The sequence below is a fragment of the Sinorhizobium americanum genome (assembly GCF_001651855.1).
Taxonomy (GTDB): domain Bacteria; phylum Pseudomonadota; class Alphaproteobacteria; order Rhizobiales; family Rhizobiaceae; genus Sinorhizobium; species Sinorhizobium americanum.
Map to the genome: position 1 here is coordinate 329,722 of NZ_LNQC01000049.1, position 18,573 is coordinate 348,294.

16 protein-coding genes are annotated in these 18,573 nt (G+C 63.2%); 7 read left to right on the forward strand and 9 right to left on the reverse strand.

Going from position 1 to position 18,573, the window contains the following annotated elements:
* The first annotated feature begins 38 nt into the window (after nt 1-38).
* Entirely contained in the window at nt 39-563 is a 525-nt protein-coding gene (locus ATC00_RS12425; RefSeq protein ID WP_064252983.1) for an Lrp/AsnC family transcriptional regulator, read from the forward strand.
* A gap of 195 nt (nt 564-758) precedes the next feature.
* On the opposite strand, the gene ATC00_RS12430 is transcribed toward ATC00_RS12425, so the two are convergent.
* From ATC00_RS12430 to ATC00_RS12440, 3 genes are all read right to left on the reverse strand, one after another.
* Nucleotides 759-1,712: a substrate-binding domain-containing protein gene (locus ATC00_RS12430; RefSeq protein ID WP_037381934.1), complete on the reverse strand. Its 954-nt coding sequence runs from the start codon at nt 1,710-1,712 to the stop codon at nt 759-761.
* A gap of 62 nt (nt 1,713-1,774) precedes the next feature.
* The gene (locus tag ATC00_RS12435; RefSeq protein WP_064252984.1) at nt 1,775-2,785 is read right to left on the reverse strand and encodes an ABC transporter permease; all 1,011 of its coding nucleotides are present in this window, start codon (nt 2,783-2,785) and stop codon (nt 1,775-1,777) included.
* A 69-nt stretch (nt 2,786-2,854) separates the two neighbouring features.
* On the reverse strand, nt 2,855-4,381 hold the full coding sequence (locus ATC00_RS12440) for a sugar ABC transporter ATP-binding protein (protein ID WP_064252985.1): 1,527 nt from the start codon (nt 4,379-4,381) through the stop codon (nt 2,855-2,857).
* Between the two features lie 165 nt (nt 4,382-4,546).
* On the opposite strand from ATC00_RS12440, the gene ATC00_RS12445 reads away from it, so the two are divergent.
* The 3 genes from ATC00_RS12445 to ATC00_RS12455 all read left to right on the forward strand — a co-directional run bounded on the left by ATC00_RS12445 (nt 4,547) and on the right by ATC00_RS12455 (nt 6,715).
* The gene (locus ATC00_RS12445; protein WP_064252986.1) at nt 4,547-5,569 is read left to right on the forward strand and encodes a LacI family DNA-binding transcriptional regulator; all 1,023 of its coding nucleotides are present in this window, start codon (nt 4,547-4,549) and stop codon (nt 5,567-5,569) included.
* Between the two features lie 333 nt (nt 5,570-5,902).
* Nucleotides 5,903-6,118, forward strand: coding sequence for a hypothetical protein (locus ATC00_RS12450; protein ID WP_064252987.1), 216 nt, complete (start codon nt 5,903-5,905; stop codon nt 6,116-6,118).
* A gap of 123 nt (nt 6,119-6,241) precedes the next feature.
* Nucleotides 6,242-6,715, forward strand: coding sequence for a VOC family protein (locus tag ATC00_RS12455; protein WP_064252988.1), 474 nt, complete (start codon nt 6,242-6,244; stop codon nt 6,713-6,715).
* Nucleotides 6,716-6,845: 130 nt separating this feature from the next.
* On the opposite strand, the gene ATC00_RS12460 is transcribed toward ATC00_RS12455, so the two are convergent.
* From ATC00_RS12460 to ATC00_RS12475, 4 genes are all read right to left on the reverse strand, one after another.
* A complete protein-coding gene (locus ATC00_RS12460; protein WP_037381925.1) occupies nt 6,846-8,351 on the reverse strand; it encodes a tripartite tricarboxylate transporter permease in 1,506 nt (501 codons plus the stop codon).
* Nucleotides 8,352-8,360: 9 nt separating this feature from the next.
* The gene (locus ATC00_RS12465; protein ID WP_037381923.1) at nt 8,361-8,822 is read right to left on the reverse strand and encodes a tripartite tricarboxylate transporter TctB family protein; all 462 of its coding nucleotides are present in this window, start codon (nt 8,820-8,822) and stop codon (nt 8,361-8,363) included.
* A gap of 237 nt (nt 8,823-9,059) precedes the next feature.
* A complete protein-coding gene (locus tag ATC00_RS12470; RefSeq protein WP_064252989.1) occupies nt 9,060-10,037 on the reverse strand; it encodes a tripartite tricarboxylate transporter substrate-binding protein in 978 nt (325 codons plus the stop codon).
* A gap of 205 nt (nt 10,038-10,242) precedes the next feature.
* Complete coding sequence (locus tag ATC00_RS12475; protein ID WP_064252990.1) at nt 10,243-11,028, reverse strand: pseudouridine synthase; 786 nt, start codon at nt 11,026-11,028, stop codon at nt 10,243-10,245.
* A 207-nt stretch (nt 11,029-11,235) separates the two neighbouring features.
* On the opposite strand from ATC00_RS12475, the gene cax reads away from it, so the two are divergent.
* Nucleotides 11,236-12,372: a calcium/proton exchanger gene (cax, locus tag ATC00_RS12480; protein WP_064252991.1), complete on the forward strand. Its 1,137-nt coding sequence runs from the start codon at nt 11,236-11,238 to the stop codon at nt 12,370-12,372.
* Nucleotides 12,373-12,387: 15 nt separating this feature from the next.
* Here cax and ATC00_RS12485 read toward each other — a convergent pair whose 3' ends face one another.
* Together ATC00_RS12485 and ATC00_RS12490 are read right to left on the reverse strand one after the other, a co-directional pair.
* Nucleotides 12,388-12,837, reverse strand: a complete 450-nt coding sequence (locus tag ATC00_RS12485; RefSeq protein WP_064252992.1) for a potassium channel family protein — start codon at nt 12,835-12,837, stop codon at nt 12,388-12,390.
* Nucleotides 12,838-12,967: 130 nt separating this feature from the next.
* The gene (locus tag ATC00_RS12490; protein ID WP_064252993.1) at nt 12,968-13,540 is read right to left on the reverse strand and encodes a winged helix DNA-binding protein; all 573 of its coding nucleotides are present in this window, start codon (nt 13,538-13,540) and stop codon (nt 12,968-12,970) included.
* Nucleotides 13,541-13,648: 108 nt separating this feature from the next.
* On the opposite strand from ATC00_RS12490, the gene ATC00_RS12495 reads away from it, so the two are divergent.
* Together ATC00_RS12495 and ATC00_RS12505 are read left to right on the forward strand one after the other, a co-directional pair.
* Nucleotides 13,649-17,257 (forward strand): hydantoinase B/oxoprolinase family protein, encoded by a 3,609-nt coding sequence (locus ATC00_RS12495; RefSeq protein WP_064252994.1) that lies wholly within the window; start codon nt 13,649-13,651, stop codon nt 17,255-17,257.
* A 724-nt stretch (nt 17,258-17,981) separates the two neighbouring features.
* Entirely contained in the window at nt 17,982-18,473 is a 492-nt protein-coding gene (locus ATC00_RS12505; RefSeq protein WP_064252996.1) for a GNAT family N-acetyltransferase, read from the forward strand.
* Nucleotides 18,474-18,573 lie beyond the last annotated feature (100 nt).

The window sequence follows — 18,573 nt, forward strand, 5'->3', positions numbered from 1 at the left end:
TCTCAGAACCAAATTCGGCATCAAGGGGAAATAGCGGAATGGAAGAAAATACAGATGACGTTCGGCGGAAGCGCCCGCCGGAGCGCGACCTCGATGCGATGGACCGAAAGTTATTAGGCGTGCTAGTCGAGGACGCGACGACGAGCTACGCCGAGCTCGGCGACCGCGTCGGGCTTTCGCCGCCGGCCGCGCATGAGCGTGTGAAGCGCCTCCGGCGTTCCGGGGCGATCCGGCGCGTGGCGGCGCTGATCGATCCCGAGGCGGTTGGCAAAACGCTGCTCGCCTTCGTCCATGTGGATACGACCGGCTGGGGCAAGACCCAGGCGCTGCTGGCAATCGAGGAATATCCGGAGGTGGAGGAGATCCACTCGGTCGCAGGCGACACCTGCATGCTGCTCAAGGTGAGAACCGAAAGCACCCATGCGCTCGAAGGCCTGCTGGCGCGCCTCTACGACACGCCGGGCGTCAAGGCGACGCGCAGCTATGTCGTGTTGTCGACCTATCTGGAGCGGCCGGTGCAGCCCGGCACGACGAGCGAATGGCCGGCCGTGGTAAAGAGCTGACGGCCGCCTCGGCGTCGGGCGCCAACTGAGGCCTGTGCCGGGTTCAAGCTTGGCCGGCCAGTGCGGCAGCAGGGTGATGCCGAATTTCTGGCTACTGAATTGGCATCGCGGCTCAATGTGATTTCGGATCGGCCCTGAGCGCCGAGAAGACGGCGGCCCCCGCCAAACGCGGGCCGCCCTTGCCACAGCTCCGGATCAGAACGGCGAATCCGGGAAGTAGAAGTCCTTCGCGTTGTCCTTGGTCACCAGCGTCGCGTCAATCGTGTAGACGCCGCGGACCGGAACCTGACCGTAGAAATTGGCGACGGTCATTTCGAGGGCGGTGCCGATCATTGCCGGCGGATAGAGCACGTCGACGGGGACCATCTTGTCACCGTCCATGACCTTCTTGATCATTTCCTTTGAGCCGGCGCCGGCGACGATGTACTGGATGTCGGTGCGCTTTGCCTGCTCGATGGCCTGCAGTACGCCGACGGCCATGTCGTCGTCCTGGCACCAAACGACGTCGATCTTCGGGTATTTGGTTAGGTAGTCCTGCATGACCTTGAAGGCATCGTCACGGTTCCAGTTGCCGTACTGACGGTCAAGAACCTTGACGTTTGAGCCTTCGATGCCCTTGTCGAAACCGTCCTGCCGCTGCTGGTCGATCGGGATCGGAAGGCCGCGGATGACAACGACTTCGGCCTCCGGCGTCGTTGCCTTGATGTATTCGCCAGCGACCTGGCCGAGGGCCGGGTTGTTGCCCGCTACATAGAGGTCACGCACCGAATTGTCGTTGACGCTTGGCGCACGGTCGACAAGCGCGACGAAAGTACCCTTGCCCCTCACCTCCTTGATGGCGTTGACCAGCGGATCCGGATCGGTGGGCAGGATAACGAGCGCATCGATGCCCTGTGTCTCTAGATCCTGTACGGCGTTGGCCTGGCTTGCCGGATCGGGCGATGTCTTGACGATCACGTTCAGGCCCGGATTGCGCTCCATCAGGAGCTTGGCGACGCGCTCGGCATGGAAGACCACGCCGGCCGTCCAGCCATGGTCGGCCGCCGGGATAGACACGCCCACCGTCACTTTCTTTTCCTCCTGAGCGTGCGTCACGCCAGCCAGGGCTGTCATGGCTGCGAGGGTCAGGCCGAATAGCTTTTTGCGCATTAACTTCCTCCCAAAAACAGGTCAGTCTGTTGTAGGCCGGGAGACCTGTGGACCCGGCCGTCTCACGATTTCCGTACCAGCGAGCGCTGAACGAGCATCGCAATAATGATGATCGCACCCTGGATGGCGCCGATCAGGTATTCGCTGATGAAGTTGGACAGCAGCATGATGTTGCCGACCAGTTCGAGGATGAACGCCCCGCAGATGGTGCCCCACACGCGGCCTGCGCCGCCCTTGAGCGCCGTGCCGCCGACGACGACGGCGGTGATCGCCTGCAACTCCCACAGGATGCCCGTCGTCGCCGAGGTCGAGCCAAGGCGCGGGACATAAAGCAGCACGGCTGCGGCCACGCATAGGCCCTGGATCACGAAAGCGACGGTACGAACGCGGTTGACGGAGATGCCGGAATATCGCGCGACGTCGCGATTGGAGCCGACGGCAACGACGTGCCGTCCGTAACGGGTGCGATAGAGGATGAAGGCGGCAACTGCGGTCACGGCGAGAATCACGACGATCGGAACCGGCACGCCGAGGATCGTGCCGAAATAGGCGGGACGGTACATCTCCTGGAGTTGCGGCTCCTTGAGGGTGATAGCTCCGCCCTGCGAAAGCCAGGTCGTCAATCCGCGATAGATACCCATGGTGCCGAGCGTGGCGATGAAGGGCTCGATCTTGCCGACCGTGGTAATCAGCCCGTTGGTGAGACCGCAGAGCGCGCCGGCAACTATGGTGAACAGGATCGCTGCCAGTAACATGAGCACGGGGTCGGCGATGACACCGGAATTCATGAACAGGATCATCAGGCTGGCGATGAAGGCGACCATGGCCCCGACGGAGAGGTCCAGATCCCCCGACGAAATCACGAAGGTCGCGCCGACTGCTATGATTGCGATGAAGGCGCTTCGGGTGGCGACATTGGCGAGGTTGTTGATGCTGATGAAGTTGGGATTGACCAGCGCCCCCACCAGCAGCAGCAAAGCCAGGGCAACGAATGGCGCCACGGCTCTCAGATCTATGTCACGCCAGCGGCGTCGGCGGATCGCCTGCTGGCTGCTTTCCTGGTTCACGCTCATATCCAATCGAACCTCCATCCCACCTGTCGGGAATCTTTTTGTTGTCGGCGCCGGCGCAGCCCGCGCGACTCAAGCCGCCGTCTTCTTCTTCAGGCCGGCCGCGTAGCGCATGATCTCCTGCTCTGAAATCTCGTCTCCCTCGAGAATGCCGGCGATATGGCCCTCGCGCATGACCGCCACGCGACTGCAGAGGCCGATGATCTCGGGCATCTCGGACGAGACGACGATGATCGAGCGACCGTCCCGGGCCAGCGCCGAAATGAAGTGATAGATCTGCTGCTTGGTGCCGACATCGATGCCGCGCGTCGGCTCGTCGATGATGATGATGCTGGGGTCGGTCTCCATGACCTTGGCGAGCAGCAATTTTTGCTGGTTGCCGCCGGACATGCGACCGGCGACGACGCTGTCATCCCTGACGCGGATATCGAAGCGGCGGCGCGCCTTGACGAGAGCCGCCTGCTCGCTTCCCGGGTCGAGATAACCCAGGCGAGCATGGCGGCCGAGCGACTGCAGCGTCAGGTTCGCCATCATGCCGGCGTTGAGCAACAGACCCTTGGCCTTCCGATCCTTGGTCATATAGGCTAGCCCGGCCTTGTTCGCCGCATGCACGTCGCCCGACGGCACCGCCTGGCCACGAACCAGGACCTCGCCCGCGGCGCGCGAGCGCAGCCCGACGACCGCCTCCATCAATTCGGTGCGGCCAGAGCCAATCAGCCCGGAAAAGCCGAGAATCTCGCCGCGACGGACCTCGAAGCTGGCATCTCGGACATAGCCAGTTGATACCGAATTTACCCGCAGCACGACCTCCTCGTCGACGTCGGGTTCGGTCTTGGCGGGATAGAGGCTCGACAGCTCTCGGCCAACCATCAATTGCGCAATCGCCTCGCCATCGAGAATGGATGTCGGCGCCGTCTTGATCCACTGGCCGTCGCGCAACACCGTCACTCGGTCGGTGAGTTCCATGACTTCATCGAGCTTGTGCGACACGAAGACGAAACTCGTTCCCTTGTCGCGCAGCTTGCGCACCAACCGGAACAGAAAGTTCGTCTCCTCGCGCGACAGCACCGCGGTCGGCTCGTCCATGAAGACGACACGGGCGTCGCGGCTGATGGCCTTGGCGATCTCGACCATCTGCTTTTCTGCAATAGAAAGGGAGCCGATCATCGCGTTCTCGTCGACATGCGAGCCGAGGAGCTCGAGCACACGGCGCGTCTCCGCGCGCATGAACCTGCGGTCGAGCACGCCGAAACGCGTTACCTCGCGGCCGAGAAAAAGGCTCTCGGTGACGGTGAGGTGTTCGGCGAGATTGAACTCCTGGTGGATGATAACAATGCCGAGCGCTTCGGCAGCGCCATCGGGAGGAAGCTTCACCGACTTACCGTCCAGCAGGATTTCGCCCGAAGTCGGCTGTTCGAAGCCGGAGAGAATCTTGACGAGCGTGGACTTGCCGGCGCCGTTCTCCCCCATGAGCGCATGGATCTCGCCCCGGCGCAGCTCGAAATCGACGCTGAACAGCACCTGCACGCCGCTAAAAGACTTGCTGATGCGGCGCGCGGACAGCACGACGGGAGCCCCGTCGACAACCTCCGTGGTCATATTCCCCTCCCTGCGGCCTCCACCGCCCATTTCGCAGATGTAAACCTTTACAGTGGCCGATGTAAAGGTTTACATCGAACATGGTCGACAATTTTCTTGCCCTGTGCGTTTGACCCTCGGGCAAGTCTGTGTAGTGTCTCGCAACAAAGTCCGAGGCCCAATCAAGTGTCCAATTCCACACCCGCAACCATCGAAGACGTCGCACGGATCGCCGAAGTGTCGATCGCGACGGTTTCACGGGCAATTCACATGCCGGAAAAGGTTGCCAAATCAACGCGGCTCAAGGTCAATCAGGCGATCGCGATTACCGGCTATACGGCCAACGCCATGGCGCGCAGCCTGAGGCTGGGGCGGTCAAACATGATCCTTGTGGTCGCACCCGATATTGGCGACCCGAATTTCTCCAGCATTCTGGCTGGCCTCGAAAACGAAGCCCGCGCCCATGGCTACGGCGTGCTGATCGGCCATACTCAAAACGACGCCCAGCGTGGATTGGAGTATCTGAAGTTCTTCAATTCCTACCAAGCCGCGGGACTGATCCTATTTACCGGCATCCTTCCCTTCGGCCATCAGGCCGCGACCGACAGTCTGCCGCCGAGCGTCGGCGTTTTCGAACCCGTCTTCAACGGAGGCATTCCCTATGTCGGCGTTGATGACGTTGAAGGGGCACGAAAGGCCGTTGATCTGCTCATTTCCGAAGGCCATCGCCGCATCGCGTTCATCGGCGACTCCAACACGCGTCTTGCCTATCGCCGGCGCCGATCGGGATACGAGGCCGGGCTTGCCGCGGCCGGCATCCCGCTGAACCGCCAACTGATCCTGGACGGCGATGGCACAGTCGAAAGCGGTAGACTGGCGCTGGAACAGTTCTTCATGCGCGACGACCTGCCAACGGCCTTCATGTGCGTCAACGACCAGACGGCGCTCGGCGTTTCGATCGGCCTCAAGGCCCGCGGCTACGATATTCCGGACCACTTTTCGGTCACCGGCTTCGACGATGTCCCACAAGCAAGTTTCATGACGCCGTCGCTGACCACGGTCCGCCAACCACGCACCGCGATCGGAAAACACGCGATGGCATTGTTGCTCGACATGCTCTCGGACCGAGCTGCCTCCGAAACTGAAATCCTGCTGAGGCCAGACCTTGTCGTGCGCAATTCCGTCGGGCCACCCCCGGCCCGGCGATAGAGAGTGGAAGAATGAAGATGTCTGTGTCTGCGAAAACTGCTGTGCGTGCGCCCTGTATGGTGTCCGCGCACTCCGGAGCGATCGAGGAGCCCCAGGCTAAAATCGAAGTCTTTGGGATTCGAGCGTCCGCAGCTCGTGGCGATCGTCAACGGCTAGCCGAAGGCTCAGCAGGCAACGCCCCGTACCGCGGTGCAGAGCGCCTTTTGCGGGGCGATAATCGTGCCCGAAGGCAGATGCGGTGTATTCATATAACTTGCTGCCGTGACCAGGGGCGCGCATCATCGGACATCCCGAGCGCGGGGCATTGAATTTGGCGCGGACGAGGTCAAGCCTATGCACAAGTTCACAGTTGTCGTCATGAAGGAGTTCGAGGCCGACACCGCCGAGGAGGCCGCCTTGCTCATGTATCAGGAACTGGTCAAGGGGCCCGCACCTCTGCAGTATTCGGTCACGGACGAGGCGAGGAATGCAAGGGATCTGACGCTCGACCGGGCAAAGGCCGATGAGTTCGCCGCTGTCGATCACACGGCCGATCCCGGCAACTGGTGAGGCTCGAAGGAATGACGGGCCCGCGCTCTAGCGGGACGAACATTCCGGGGTGGAGAAAAACGGTTGCCTCCCTATTTCGCAGTGGGAACGCTTCGAACGGGTTCAAAGCGAAAGGAACTGGCAATGGAGAAAAACACGATTTGCCTCTGGTACGACAAGGACGCCGAGGCTGCCGCTCGCTTCTACGCGGAGGTCTTTCCCGACAGCAGGGTGAGTGCCGTTTTCCGTGCGCCCAGTGACTTCCCGTCCGGCAAGGAGGGGGACGTGTTGACGGTCGAATTCACGGTCGCGGGCATTCCCTGTCTCGGCCTGAACGGCGGCCCCGCCTTCAAGCACAACGAAGCCTTCTCGTTCCAGATCGCCACCGACGATCAGGAGGAGACCGACCGCTACTGGAATGCCATCGTCGGCAATGGCGGCCAGGAGAGCGCCTGCGGCTGGTGCAAGGACAAGTGGGGAATCTCCTGGCAAATCACCCCGCGCGTATTGACCGACGCGCTGGCGGCCGGCGGCGGCGAAGCAAAGCGCGCCTTCGAGGCGATGATGACGATGAAGAAGATCGACGTCGCCGCAATCGAGGCGGCACGGCGCGGTTGACGCGCCCGCGCCTGCGCGGTCCGAGTTGCCGGCAGAGCGTGCCGGTTCGGCGTGCGCCGATGGCTCTAGGCAAAACGGCCCCGCGCCTGAAAAGGCGCGGGGCCGTGAGAGCTCCAAGAGATGGCCCTTCTCAATCCTCCTCGACGAAAACCTCCTCGCGCTTCGCCTTGACGGCCGGCAGGAAGACGACGACGAGCACGATCGCGGCGATAAACAACAGGCCGGCGCTGATCGGCCGCGTGACGAAGGTGGTCGGGTCGCCGCGCGAGAGAATCATGGCGCGCCGCAGATTTTCTTCGAGCAGCGGTCCGAGCACGAAGCCGAGCAGCAGCGGCGCCGGCTCGCAGCGCAGCTTCAATAGCAGGTAGCCGATAAGACCGAAGAAGGCGACGGCATAGAGGTCGTAGACATTGGCATTGACGCTGTAGACCCCGATCGAGCAGAAGGCCATGATGATCGGGAAGAGCACAAAATACGGGATCTTCAGGAGTTTCACCCAAAGTCCGATCAGCGGCAGGTTCAGGACGACGAGCATCAGGTTGCCGATCCACATCGAAGCGATGATGCCCCAGAAGAGCGCCGGCTGTTCCGTCGCGACGTTCGGGCCGGGCACGATGCCCTGGATGATCATCGCGCCGATCATCAGCGCCATCACTGGGTTGGCCGGAATGCCGAGGGTGAGCAGCGGGATGAACGAGGTCTGCGCGCCGGCATTGTTGGCGCTTTCCGGCCCCGCGACGCCGGCGATGGCGCCGCGGCCGAATTCCTCGGGCCGGTCGGAGAGCCGCTTTTCCACCGTATAGGAGGCGAAGGCGGCGAGGATGGCGCCGCCGCCCGGCAGCACGCCGAGCGCCGAGCCGATCGCCGTGCCGCGGATCACCGGCGCGAACATCCGCTTGAAATCCTCTTTCGTGGGGAGGAGTTCGCTGACCCTTGCCATCAAGACTTCGCGGGTCTTCTCGCTTTCGAGATTGCGCAGGATCTCGGCGATGCCGAAGACGCCAACTGCCAGCGCCACGAAGTTGAGGCCGTCGGAATATTCGCGGATGCCGAGGGTGAAGCGCGGCGTGCCGGTATAGATGTCGGTGCCGACGAGACCGAGGAGTAGGCCGAGCGCCACCATGGCGAGCGCCTTGACCACGGAGCCGTGCGCCAGTGCGACGGAGGAGACGAGACCGACGATCATCAGCGAAAAATATTCGGCAGCGCCGAATTCCAGCGCGATCTCGGTGAGCGGTGGCGCAAAGAGGGCGACGAGGAAGGTCGAGACGGTGCCGGCGAAGAAGGAGCCGAGCGCGGCGATCGCCAACGCCGTGCCGGCGCGGCCGTTGCGGGCCATCTGGTAGCCGTCGATGGCGGTGACGGCGGAGGAGGATTCGCCCGGCATGTTGATGAGGATCGCCGTCGTCGAGCCGCCATACTGGGCGCCGTAGTAGATGCCGGCGAGCATGATCAGCGACGAGACCGGCTCGAGCTGGAAGGTGATCGGCAGCAGCATGGCGATGGTGGCCGTGGCGCCGATGCCAGGCAGCACGCCGATCAGCGTGCCGAGCAGGACGCCGATCAGGCAGAAGAGAAGGTTTGCCGGCGAGGCGGCGGTGGCGAAGCCGAGGGCAAGATTGCTGAAGAGATCCATCGTCGCCTCCTAGAACCGGACCCAAGGACCGAAACGCTCGAACGGCAGGTTGAGGCCGTAGCTGAAGACGGCGACCGAGAAGATCGCGAGCCCCAGCGAAACCGCCACAGCCCAGAGCGGCTTCATCCGATGCGAGGCGAAACAGGCGATCAGCGCCGTCAGGAAGACGGCCGGCACGAAGCCCAGTCCGCGTACCGTCAGGCCGAAGAAGATCGGCGCCGGCAGGATGAAGAGCATGCCGCGGATGGCGATCGGCCCCATCGGCTCGTGGTTCACCCGGGCAGACTGCACCAGGATGATGACGCCGAGCAGCGTCAGCACGACGGAAAGCAGCAGCGGGAAATAGCCCGGGCCCATTCGGAAGGCGGTGCCGAGCTCGAGCCCGAAGGACTGCCAGGCGAAGAAAAGACCGACGGCCGTCAGGATACTCCCGCACAGCGCGTTGGTGGTATCGAAGGAGATGGCTTTCATCTTGTCCCCATGTTCTCGTTCGGGCGCGGCCGCCGGCGCCCTGATTTTTTGGCGATGTCCTCGCTTCTTGTCCGGCTGGACTTAAACGTCCCGCGCAAGTTGACGGCTGTCAACTTTTCCGGACAGTCCGTCGTTTCTCCGACCGGCCGCTGCCCCACCGCGCGGCCGGTCGGAGGCGATGCCGCCGACCGCCCGCTCCCGGTAGGAGAACAGATCGGCGGCGGCTCGCGGGAGCCATTAGTCGGCGTACTGGCCGGCGGCCTCGATCACCGGCTTCCAGCGGGCGATCTCGCTTTCAAGCTTGGCCTTCAGCGCCGCCGGGGTCGCATCCGCCTCGCTCGAGGGTTCGGTGCCGAGTTCGCCGAAGCGGGCCGCGACGTTCTCGTCCTTGAGCGCCTTCTGCAGCGACTTCGACAGCCGGTCGGTCACTTCGGCAGGGGTTCCCTTCGGCGCGTAGATGCCGTGCCAGATACCGACCTGGAAGCCGGCAAGACCGGCTTCTTCGGCCGTCGGCAGATCGGGGAAGATCTTCAGGCGCTTCGGCGAGGTGACGGCATAGGCTTTGATCGTGCCGCCCTGGATCTGCTTCGTGGTGTTGGTCGTCTGGTCGCACATGATGTCGACCTGGCCGCCGAGCAGGTCGGTCATCGCCGGGCCGGTGCCCTTGTAGGGTACGGTCGTGAGCGGCGTTTCGATGGCGCTCATGAACATCATGCCGCAGAGATGCGAGGCGGCGCCAATGCCGGCATTGGCGACCGTCACCGTGTCCTTGTTCGCCTTGGCGTATTCGATCAGGCCCTTGAGATCGGTCGGCTCGAAATCCTTGCGGGCGACGATCGTCATCGGCACTTCGGTGACGAGGCCGACATATTCGAAGGCGTTCAGCGTGTCATAGGCAAGCTTGCGATAGAGCGTCGCGCTGGTCGCCATGCCGATATGATGCAAAAGGACCGTATAGCCGTCCGGATCGGCCTGGGCGACGCGGCCCGCACCGAGCGTGCCACCGGCGCCGCCGACGTTCTCGACGATGATCTGCTGGCCAAGGTCCTTCGACATGGATTCGGCGACGAGACGGGCGACCGTGTCGGTCGGGCCGCCGGCCGAGAAGGGCACTACCATGGTGATCGTGCGCTCCGGATAGGTTTGGGCGCTGGCCGAAGCGGCAAACAGGGAAACTGCGGCGACGGCGCCCAGAAGCGCGTTCAAAATTTTCATCTTTTTCCTCCCGGATGACATTGTCCACCAGCCGGCACGGTTCCTCCCGCCGGTCCTGGTTGCAGCCATTAGCAAACGGGATTTTACCACAGACAATCGCCCAGCGCGGCGGTTTCGCGCATTTGTCGCGCCGGCGGCCGCGTGATGGGTGGATTTGGAAACAAAAGCATTCGGCGATGGGTGGATTTCCACCCATTGTCACGCCTCAGCCGCCCGTGCGCTGTCTCAGATACTGGATTTCCGCGTCGGTCAGCGGCCGGCTTGCCCCCTTCGGTAGGTCGCCGAGATTGATCTCGCCAATCGAGACACGGACGAGCCGCAGGCATTCGAAGCCAAGCGCCTCCAGCATGCGGCGGATCTGGCGGTTGCGGCCTTCCTGGAGCTCGACCTCGATCCAGGAGTTCCTGTCGCCGCTCCTTAAGCCTCGGACATGCGTTGCCTGCAGACATTCGCCGCCCTCGCTCACGCCGTCGAGCATCGCCTGCGTCGAGACCGCATCGAAAAGGCCGCGAACCTGGACATGGTAGATCTTGCCGAGATGGGTGGCGGGATCGAGAAGCCGCTGTGCCAGCACCGTATCATTGGTGAAGAGCAGCAGCCCCTCGCTCGCCTTGTCGAGCCGGCCGACCGGCGAGAGGAAGCGCGCATCGACGTCGGCGAGGCAATCGAACACCGTCGCCCGCCCTTCCGGATCGTCGCGCGTCGTCACCAAGCCGCGCGGCTTGTTCAGCATCAGGTAAATCTTTTCCTCGGCAGCGATCATGGTTCCGTCGACGGCGATCCTGTCCCTGTCGATGTCGACCCAGTGGGAAAGATCCGTGGTCCTGCGGCCGGCGACGGTGACGCGGCCCTCGGCAATCAGCTTCTCGGCCTGGGTGCGGGAGCAATAGCCGAGCTTGGAGAGCGCACGGGCGAGCGTAACGCGTCTTCCTGCGTGTAAGCCATGTTTCCCACCATTGCCGTCCCTGTGCGGCGAGGGGCGCTGCTTCACCTGCGCAATCTCCTGCTGTTGAGGCTTTTCCGTCTGGCATAGTCGGCGCCGTCGGGACAGATACCACAAATCCGGCCGGCATTGGCCACCGATCAATTCGGCCCGTTGACCCGGATCAATGCTCTTCGACGGATCAAGGCGCAGACTACGCGGCGAACCGTTCGACGGCTGGCGCACTTCCAGATGGCGCCGTTGAAGGTTGAAGCAATGCGAACACTCGACGATAGAAACTCCGCTTCGCATGGTTCCGCCGTAGCGGCAACCTTCGCGGAGTTGCGGCGAACGCCGCTTCTCGCGCTCGTCGTCTTCGTACCGATCGTCATTCTGCTGGAGCGGGTATCGCCGCAGGCACATACTTGGCTGTTCCTCCTGTCGGTCGCGGCGATTGTCCCGCTCGCGGCTCTTCTGAGCCGCGCGACGGAATCGGTGGCGGCGAAGACCGGGGATGCGGTCGGAGGCCTGCTCAACGCCACACTCGGAAACCTGACCGAGCTCGTGATCTCGCTCGCGGCGCTTCAGGCCGGGCAATATCTTCTGGTCAAGGCCTCGATCGCGGGCGCGATCGTCACCAATACACTTTTCATGCTGGGCGGCGCCTTTCTCCTTGGCGGACTGAAGCATCACCTGCAGGAATTCAACAGGGTGAACGCACGGTTTCAGGCGAGCCTCCTGTTTCTGGCGACGATCGCCATCCTGGTCCCGTCGCTCATCAGCGAGGTGGACCGTGCGCCGGCAGCCGCTTTTTCCCGCCAACTGAGCCTGGGCCTGGCGATCCTGCTCATCGCCGTCTACGGGCTCGGCATGTTGTTTTCGCTGAAAACCCACAAGGAGCTGTTTGCAAGCGTCGGCCATGCCGAAGAGGAAGAGAAACCGTGGCCGCTTCCGGTCGGAATTGTCGTGCTCGTTATTGTCACGCTCTTCGTCGCGATGGTCAGCGAGATCTTCGTCGGCTCGGTGCAAGTCGCGGCGCAACATCTCGGGATGACGCCGGCTTTCGTAGGCTTCATTGTCGTTGCTCTGGTCGGCGGAGCCGCAGAAATGACGACGGCGTTCTCCGCGGCGCGCGCAAATCGCCTCGACCTCAGCGTCGGCATCGCATTGGGCAGTGCCGCGCAGATAGCGCTCTTCGTTGCCCCCGTCCTCGTGCTCGTCAGCTATTTTGTCGGTCCCGAGCCGATGTCCCTGCAATTCTGGCCGGGGGCTGTGGCAATGATGCTGATCGCAACGATGGCCGCGACGCTTCTGTCCAATGGCGGGCACGCGGCATGGTATGCGGGTGTGATGGCACTGGCAGTTTACGCCGTCTTCGGGCTCACGCTGTTTTTGTTGCCGCCACCGGCGTGAATTACACAGGCCCTTTCATTCACCGTGTGCTCCTGGCCGTGCCTCATTGTCGGCGCGAAAATAGAGGCGCTGGATCACCGCCATCATCAGAGCCGTTGCCCAGCCGAAGATGATCCAGCCATTGACCGCCTCGAAGGTGGCGACCTGACGCCAGTCCTTGCCGAGAACGATGTCGCCATAACCGACAGTGGTAAAGGTGACGGTCGAGAAGTAGAGCGCATCCTCAAGGCTCGGGAGCGCCTGCGAAAAGTAGTAGAAAGCCGCCCACAGACCGACATCGACGATGATCGGGATGATCAGATAGATGACCCAGGCCACGGTGACGAATGTCGGGTAGCGGATCAACACGTCTTCACGCCGCTTTTCCGCCTGCCGGAAGGCGCTGAGGCCAGCGGACATGAAAAACGCCTGGATGGCGACTGTTGCCGCAATGAGGCCGCAGGCGAGAGCAAGCCGAACGATCACCGACACCTCCACCGGATTGCGGGCCGATCGGAAAGCGCTTCTGTCCCCTCCCGTCAGCTTGCGGTTGTCAGTGTAGCAAAGGCCTTGCTGTCGGGGAACATGGGTCAGCGGGCGGTTCAGGTCGGACGATCTATAGCGTAGTCGCGGCGCGGGCCGATTGTTCGTAGGCGCCGGAGAGGAAGCGCAGCACGGCGGCGATCTCCGAAAGGGTCTCCTCCGCGGGACGGGCCCTGGCGGTCGAGGCGACGAGCAGGCGCTCGCGGATCTGGGCGTAACGGGCACAGGCCCCGGCGCCCTTCTCGGTGATGTGGATCGTCTTCTCCTTGCCCTGCCGGCCGGTCGTCACAAGGCCCGCACCCTCGAGCTTGCGGATCGCATAGGTCGCCACATGAGTGTCCTCGATGTCGAGAACGAGGCAGATGTCGGCGAGCCTCTTGCCACGGTCGCGATGGCGGATCGTATGCAGGATCATGATTTCCATCGCCGAGAGGCCGGGAACGCCGGCGGCGGCCATACAACGCACCATCCAGCGCTGGAAGGCATGCGAGGCGAGGATCAGGCCGTACTCCATTTCGGAAAGCCCGGGCGAACCGCCTTCGGCAAGGTGAGCCGACGACACGATCGGGCCGATAGCGGAGACGGGTTCCGGGTGGTCGGGCGGGGCGGCACCAGCCCGCTTTTCGCGCGCCCGCTTCTTGGTCATCGGCACACTCCTGATCTGCTCGACGACAACATTTTATCGACAAATTGTCAATAAAATGCTTTTTGTTGCACTCACCCGGAACGGGTATTCCAGCGAGGAGAGACGACGATGGCTGCCAGGTGGGACTTCTGGGTGGATCGCGGCGGCACCTTTACCGACGTGATCGGCCGCGACCCGGAAGGCCGGCTGCATGCGCTGAAGGTGCTTTCGGAGAATCCCGGCGCCTATCGCGACGCCGCCGTCCACGGCATCCGCCTTCATCTCGGCCTTTCCGCCAGCGAGCCGGTGCCGGCCGGGCTGATCGGCGAAGTGAGGATGGGAACGACCGTCGCCACCAATGCGCTCCTGGAGCGCAAGGGGGAACGGCTGGCGCTCGTCACGACGCGCGGCTTTCGCGATGCGCTGCGGATCGGCTATCAGGAGCGCAAGAAGATCTTCGCGACCGAGATCATCAAGCCGGAAGCGCTCTATTCCGAGGTCGTCGAGCTCGACGAGCGCGTGCTCGCCGACGGGACGGTTGAAAAGGGGCTCAACGAGGCGGTCGCTCGGCGGGAACTGGAAGCGCTGAAGGCGAATGGCTACCGGGCGGTCGCCATCGTCTTCATGCATGCCTACCGCTTTCCCGAGCATGAGGCCGCAGTCGCCCGCATCGCCCGGGAACTCGGCTTCGAGCAGGTGTCGGTCAGCCACGAGGTCTCGCCGCTCGTCAAATATGTCGGCCGCGGCGACACGACCGTGATCGACGCCTATCTCTCGCCGGTGCTTGGCCGCTATGTCGCGCAGGTGTCGGAGGAACTGGATGTCGCCCGGTCCGGCGCCCGGCTGATGTTCATGATGTCGTCCGGCGGGTTGACGGCGGCGGACCTGTTCCAGGGCAAGGACGCAATTCTTTCCGGGCCCGCCGGCGGCGTTGTCGGGCTTGCCAGGACGGGCGAGGCGGCGGGCTTCGGTCGGGTTATCGGCTTCGACATGGGCGGCACCTCGACCGACGTCGCCCATTTCGACGGCGAATACGAACGCGCCTTCGAGACGGAAGTCGCCGGCGTCCGTGTCCGGGCGCCGATGATGCTGATCCACACAGTCGCCGCCGGCGGCGGTTCGGTCCTCCATTTCGACGGCGAGCGCTTCCGCGTCGGGCCGGATTCGGCCGGCGCCAATCCCGGCCCGGCCTGCTACCGCAACGGCGGGCCGCTTGCCGTCACCGATGCCAATGTCATGCTCGGCAAGCTGATGCCGGAATTTTTTCCGGCGCTGTTCGGGCCTCAGCAGAACCTGCCGCTCGATGTCGAAACGGTGCATGCGCGTTTCGCGGCGCTTGCGGCCGAGATCGGTGACGGCCGCAGCCCCGAGGAGGTCGCCGACGGCTTCATCCGCATTGCCGTCGCCAACATGGTCGAGGCGATCAAGAAGATTTCCGTGCAGCGCGGCTATGACGTGACGCGTTATGCGCTGAACTGCTTCGGCGGCGCCGGCGGCCAGCATGCCTGCCTCGTCGCCGACGCGCTCGGCATGACGCGCATTCTGCTGCATCCGATGTCGGGTCTCTTGTCCGCCTACGGTATGGGTCTTGCCGATATCCGCTCGACGCGGCAGAAGGCGCTCGGCGTGGCGCACGACGATGCCGCGCCGCAGGCGCTGGCCGGGCTCGGGGCGGACCTGCAGGCCGAATGCCTGGCGGAACTCGACGCGCAGGCGGTTGGCCGCGACCGCATCCGCACGCATCTTCGCGCCCATGTCCGCTACGCAGGCACTGATACTGTGCTCGCCGTTGAGGCGCCCTTCCCGAAAATTGACGATGCGACGCGGCTCCGCGCCGAATTCGAGACGCTGCACAGGCGCCGCTTCGGCTTCGTCGCCGAGAACAAGCCGCTGGTGATCGATGCCGTCGAGGTCGAGACGGTCGGCGGCGGGGCGGCGCAGATGGAAACGGACGGTCTGGTGACGGCTTCGGGCGAAGCAGCCGTTAGCCGGCGAACCCGCTTCTATTCGCAGGGCGCGTTTCACGACGCACCGGTGGCGCTGCGCGCGGAAATCAAGCCGGGCGAGACGCTGACGGGCCCGGCCGTCGTCGTCGAAGCCAACCAGACGATCGTCATCGAGGACGGCTGGCAGGCGGAGCTGACCGCCAGGGACCATATCGTGCTCACGCGCATCAAGCCGCTGCCTGCGCGCACGGCGATCGGCACCAAGGCCGACCCGGTGATGCTGGAGATCTTCAACAATCTCTTTATGTCGATCGCCGAGCAGATGGGCGTGACGCTGCAGAACACCGCCTATTCGGTGAACATCAAGGAGCGTCTCGATTTTTCCTGCGCCGTCTTCGACAACCGCGGCAACCTCGTCGCCAATGCGCCGCACATGCCGGTGCATCTCGGCTCTATGGATGCGTCCGTCGCCACCGCGATCCGTGAGAACCCGGTCATCCACCCGGGCGACGTGTTCCTGATCAACGCGCCCTATAATGGCGGCACCCATCTGCCGGATCTGACGGTCTGCACGCCAGTCTTCGACGACGCGGGCCGCGCGATCCGCTTCTGGGTGGCAAGCCGCGGCCACCATGCCGATGTCGGCGGTATTTCGCCGGGCTCGATGTCGCCGCTCGCTACCAATATCGAGGAAGAAGGTGTCTATATCGACAATTTCAAGCTGATCGACCGGGGCCGCTTCTCAGAAGCGGAACTGGAAAGGCTACTTACCGGCGCGCGCTATCCGGTGCGCAACATCCTTCAGAACGTCAACGATCTGAAGGCGCAGGTGGCCGCCAACGCGAAAGGCGTGGCGGAGCTCAAGAAGATGATCGCCCAATTCGGCGACGACGTCGTCGAGGCCTATATGGGCCATGTGCAGGACAATGCCGCCGAAAGCGTCCGCCGCGTTCTCGACCAGCTCCGCGACGGTGAATTCTCCTACGAGATGGACCAGGGCTGCCGGATCGTCGCGAAGATCACCATCGATCGGGAAAGGCGCGAGGCGACGGTCGATTTCACCGGCACGTCGGCACAGCGTGCCGACAACTTCAACGCGCCGGAGCCGGTGACGCGGGCGGCGGTGCTCTATGTCTTCCGGGTGCTGGTCGAGGCGGACATCCCGATGAATGCCGGCTGCCTGAGGCCGATCCGCATCGTTATCCCGGAAGGCACGATGCTTTCGCCGCGCTATCCGGCGGCCGTCGTGGCCGGCAATGTCGAGGTCAGCCAGGCGGTGACCAATTGCCTGTTTGGCGCCGTCGAAGCCCAGGCCGCGGCGCAAGGGACGATGAACAACCTGACCTTCGGCAATGCCGACTACCAATATTACGAGACGATCTGCTCCGGCGCGCCGGCGGGGCCAGGCTACAACGGCGCCGACGCGGTCCACACCCACATGACCAATTCGCGCCTCACCGACCCGGAGATCCTCGAGACGCGCTTTCCGGTGGTGCTCGAGGATTTCCATATCCGCAAGGGTTCCGGCGGCCGCGGCAAATGGTCGGCCGGCGACGGCACGCAAAGGACGATCCGAGCCCGCGAGCGGCTGGATTTCGCCATCCTGTCCGGCCACCGCCGCATCCGTCCCTTCGGGCTGAAGGGCGGCGAACCGGGCGAACTCGGCCGCAATCATGTCCGGCGCAATGACGGCCGGATCGAAGAATTCGCCGGCTCTGCGCATACCGTGCTCGAGACGGGCGAGGCCTTCACGGTGGTGACGCCGACCGGTGGCGGTTACGGGAAGGCTTGAAACGGCGGGTTCGGGTAGCAGATGCCACCACCGGCAACGGACCACTTGCGCCAACAGCAGTCGCACGGCGAGACACCGATCAGCGGCCAGGATCGACCTCAGCGGACTTCGGTTAGAAAATCACTCACGGTTTCGGCGATGAAAGTCGTGATCCAAGTCTTTCCAGACGTAGAAGCCATTCCAGACACCGCGCCAAATCGACAATAGTCCGAGCGACTCGGTGTTTATGATCTGAGAAGTTGAACTCTTACCATGTGAGGGATCGCTTCTTTCCACCAAAAGACCGATGAGGGCCCCAACCCACCAGGCGATAATGAAGATAGCCGCAATGTTCCAGTAATACACGACTGCTGCGAGACAAATCATCAAACACGATCTGTAGATATTGAGCTTCAAAATGCGACTCTCTTTAGACGAGTGGCTAACCTATCTAGATATTTGCTCGGATTGACAATTGCGAAAAGGGCCGACACACATAAAAACATACTCGCCATCGAAACACTCGACAGGTCTCCTTCCCACCACGGCAACCTCAGCATCCAAAGGGCCGAGGTCCGCTTCGGGCCGACAGGAGACGGAAAACCCCTCGACCGCGATGCGCCAACAGCGGATGAACCACGAAGTGACTAGGCGCACCGAAACAATACAATCAGGAGATATGGGTGACATGGTTTGCCTGCCGATATAATGGTGCGCAAGCGAACCGACGGATAGAGGGGCCTTCATGTCTCCGCAGATCAAGACCAACGTGCGCGACGACGCCTTTGCGGTGCGGCGCACTGTCTTTATAGACGAGCAGGGCTATGAGAATGAGTTCGACGGCATCGACGACCACCCTTCCTGCGTACACGTGACGCTTTATATCGATGGCGAGCTGGCCGGGTGCTCACGCCTGTTCCCCGAGCTACTGGAGCGCGCACTTGCGCCTGAGAGTCCTCAGTCGCCCACATGCATGTTCGACGAGGGCGTGACGGCAGGGGAGAAGTACCTGCTGGGCCGCGTAGCCGTGATGCCGGCGTTTCGCCGCCGGGGTTTGGCGAGTGTGATCATTGCCGCGAGCGACGAGGCCGCGCGCGAGGCCGGCGCCAAACTGGTGAAGTTGCATGCCCAGGAATATGCGCACGATCTGTACGCCAAGCAGGGCTATACGCAGATCAGCGATGTTGACTGCGAGGACGAGGGCCAGCCGCACCTTTGGATGGCCAAGCGACTGTGATCTCGAGAGCAGCAGATCAGACATTACGTGTCCCCCACTCCTCCGTGTCCACCGTAGGCAACTTCAACAGAGGCGAGCGGGCGCGCAGGTGACGCATAGG